The organism is Burkholderia sp. LMG 13014, assembly GCF_905232215.1.
In the GTDB taxonomy this organism is placed as follows: domain Bacteria; phylum Pseudomonadota; class Gammaproteobacteria; order Burkholderiales; family Burkholderiaceae; genus Burkholderia.
Window position 1 is genome coordinate 1 of the sequence record NZ_CAJNKE010000657.1, and the last position, 3,142, is coordinate 3,142.

The window sequence follows — 3,142 nt, forward strand, 5'->3', positions numbered from 1 at the left end:
GCGATCCTGCTCGGCGCGCCGCCGTCCGATGCCGTGCTGCCCGACCTCACGCTCGATGCGCTCGCGCTGCCACACACGCTGCCCGTCGCGTTACCGTCGACGCTCGCGCGCGAACGGCCCGATATCCGCGCGGCCGAAGCCGTGCTGCACCAGGCGAGCGCGAACGTCGGCGTCGCCACCGCGAACCTGTATCCGCGCTTGTCGATTTCGGCGGGGATCGGCTCGGAGCGCACGCGCATCGCGGATCTCGTGAGCGGGCTGAATGTGTGGAATGTCGGCCTCGGCCTGACGCAACCGCTCTTTCACGGCGGCGAACTGCGCGCGAAGAAACGTGCGGCCGAAGCGGCGTACGACGCGGCGTTCGCGAGTTACCGGGAAACCGTGCTCGACGCGTTGAAGCAGGTGGCCGACGCGATGCGCGCGATCGAGCACGACGCGGCCGAACTGCAGGCGAGAGACACCGCCGCGCAAGAAGCGGCGGCCAGCAACAGGATTGCCGGCGACCGTTACGCGGCAGGCGGGATCAGCACGTTCGACCTGCTCGACGCGCAGCGGCAGACGCTGCAGACGGCGCTCGACCGTACGCGCGCGCAGGCCGACCGGCTTGCCGATACGGCGGCGCTGTTCCAGGCGCTGGCAGGAAGCTGGACGGATGACGCGGCGGAGTGAGCGGTGGAACGACATCGGCACCGGCCGGATGCGGCTTCGCCGACGACGGTACCCGGAGGTGCCGCCGCTTCGATGTGAACATGAGACACATTCGCGGCAATGTCACTGGTGGAACGATCGGTACTGGCGCGCCAATTGACCGAGCATGACCGGGCTGAATGTCGGCGTAGCGCTGGGCGCCGCGGCATCGGGTCAGGTCGTGGATGACGGCGGCGCACGAGCCGGATTCGTCGTCGCCCCATGCGCAGGCGCAGCGGTGCTGCTCGTGGCGCTGTGGGGATACCGGCGCCTGCGCACGCGCGAGGCATGACCATCGTGCGGACTGCCGGGACACGCCCGCCCGGGACGCCGGGAATCAGGGTGTCGGCGCAGTCCCGCCCGATTCGTGCAGGAGTCGCGACGAAAAAAAACCGGCCCGAAGGCCGGTTTTCATACCGCGTGCCGCAAGCGGCGCTCGCGCGCCGCGCGACATCAGAAGCGGTGGATCATGCCGACGCCGACACCGATCTGGTTCTGCTTCGAACCTGCGCCCACGCCGTCGCCGATCGACGTCGTTGCAGCGATGATGCCGGTCTTGGCGTTGAACGTGTTGCCGCTTGCGTGCTGGTAAGCCTCAACTGCGTACAGGCCCGTGCGCTTCGACAGGCTGTAGTACTGCGACAGCGTGACCTGATGGTACTTCGCTGCGCTCGTGATGCCGTTCGACTGCGTTGCCGCCGTGTACGAGTAGCCCGCTGCGAAGTCCCACTGAGCAGCTGCCTTCCAGTGCAGCACGGCGCCTGCCGTGTTGAAGATGGCCGTGTTGCGGAACGACGAACCGAGGCCCGGCGTGTACTGGACGTTCGAGTACGATGCCGAAATGTCCCATGCCGGCGTGAACTGGTAGCCAGCCGTCACAGCGATACGCTGTTGCGATTGCGCGGTCGCGTAGCCGTTGTTGATCGACGACACTGCCGGCTGTGCGCCGTTGCCGTTCGCATCGAGGCCGTTCTGGACCGTCGAGTTCGCGCCCCACACGCCGCCGCCGAGCGTCGCGTTGTTGATCTTCTGATAGCCGACCGCGATGCCTGCCGGGCCGTTCAGGTATTGGATCGCCGCGCTCCACGTCGAGCCACGGTTCGTCGCGCCTGCGACGCCGCCGAACGAGTACGAACCGCCGACCGTGAAGCCGTAGAACTTCGGCGACATGTAGACGAGCGAGTTGTTCGCGCGGTAGCTGGTATCCAGCGAGTCGATATCGCCCGGGTGCGCGCCGTAGTAGCCGGTCAGCCAGGTCGTCGGGCTGTACGGCGACAGCAGCGTGTAGTACGCGGTGTACTGGCGGCCGGCCGTCAGCGTACCGTACGTGTTGTTGGTCAGGCCCACCCACGCCTGACGCGTGAAGATGCCGTTGGTCCACTGCGACGAGCCGTTAGCCGTGTTGACGCCAGCTTCCAACTGGAAAATCGCCTTCGTGCCGCCGCCGAGATCTTCGCTGCCCTTCAGGCCGAAGCGGCTGCCTGCCCACACGCCGGTGGACATCTGCACCTTCGAGTGACCACCCGAGGTTGCACCGACTGCCGACGAGTTGTTCTGGTAAGCCAGACCGTTATCGACGATACCGTACAGGGTCACGCTGCTCTGGGCGTGAGCGGCGGTAGCGGCTGCAAGGCCAGCTGCCGTCATGGCAACAGCGACGCGCTTTTTCATTGATTCTCCGTCCTCAAAGAATGTTTCTTTTGTGGTGTGGTTTTATGACCTGACACATGTGCGAGTACATGCCGGCGCAATTCTGACGGATTACCGATTATTTCCCAACACAGCAGTCGGTCATCGTATGATCGACGCAACGCGCGGGTTCACCAAACGGTTACATAACACCTGAAAACGCTTGCACGGCGGGCCTCTCCGGCATTTCCCGGTGAAAACCCTAGCTTTACATTTTTACGGGTGCAACGAGACCGTCGGATGTCGTCAGATGCCTTCGGCAATATCCATCTTACAAATGCGCGACCGCGGCTGACGCCACGATTCACGCCGCCGCGCAGGATCGCTGACGTTCATGACACCCACATTTCGTGACACGAAATAATGAAAACGTTTTAGTCGAAGCCTGGGAGATGGACGGGAGCGGCCCGGCGAACGCGGGCCGACAGGCGACGCCGGCACCTGTCGTGCCGGCATCGTTCAGTGCGATTCAGCGCGTGGCCGGTTGCACCAGGTGCGCGCTCACCGCATCGGCGAGCGCGGTCATGCGCGCGCGAATCGCGGCGTTCGAGCCGACCAGTGCGAGCGACGACGCCATGATCCGGTAGACGCGCTTTCTCGGCACCTTGGCCGGCTTCGCCGGATCGAGCCACGCGTCGTGGCCGGCCAGCAGCTCGAGCGTTTCGAGGCCGATCATGATCGGCCACAGGCACGCGAGCCGCAGCCGCACGAAGCGGCGCGGGATCGCGAGCGTATACAGGCAGGCGTCGCGATACTGGTCGAGCGT

General features: G+C 65.3%; 3 protein-coding genes and 1 pseudogene. 2 read left to right on the top strand and 2 right to left on the bottom strand.

Annotated elements, in window-relative coordinates; translation table 11 throughout:
- The coding region (locus JYJ84_RS32600) for a TolC family protein (protein ID WP_205189985.1) at nucleotides 1–669 on the top strand (669 nt) is incomplete at its 5' end.
- A 145-nt stretch (nucleotides 670–814) separates the two neighbouring features.
- Nucleotides 815–979, top strand: coding sequence for a hypothetical protein (locus tag JYJ84_RS32605; protein WP_205186411.1), 165 nt, complete (start codon nucleotides 815–817; stop codon nucleotides 977–979).
- 161 nt (nucleotides 980–1,140) lie between these two features.
- Here JYJ84_RS32605 and JYJ84_RS32610 read toward each other — a convergent pair whose 3' ends face one another.
- Together JYJ84_RS32610 and JYJ84_RS32615 are read right to left on the bottom strand one after the other, a co-directional pair.
- Nucleotides 1,141–2,358, bottom strand: a complete 1,218-nt coding sequence (locus JYJ84_RS32610) for a porin (RefSeq protein WP_175222024.1) — start codon at nucleotides 2,356–2,358, stop codon at nucleotides 1,141–1,143.
- A gap of 487 nt (nucleotides 2,359–2,845) precedes the next feature.
- Nucleotides 2,846–3,142, bottom strand: a pseudogene (locus JYJ84_RS32615) (farnesyl-diphosphate farnesyltransferase); the annotation flags it as partial.

Bases quoted from the DNA above. Each gene is read 5' to 3' on its own strand.
- JYJ84_RS32605 (WP_205186411.1), top strand. From the start codon at position 815: ATGACCGGGCTGAATGTCGGCGTAGCGCTGGGCGCCGCGGCATCGGGT.
- JYJ84_RS32610 (WP_175222024.1), bottom strand. From the start codon at position 2,358: ATGAAAAAGCGCGTCGCTGTTGCCATGACGGCAGCTGGCCTTGCAGCC.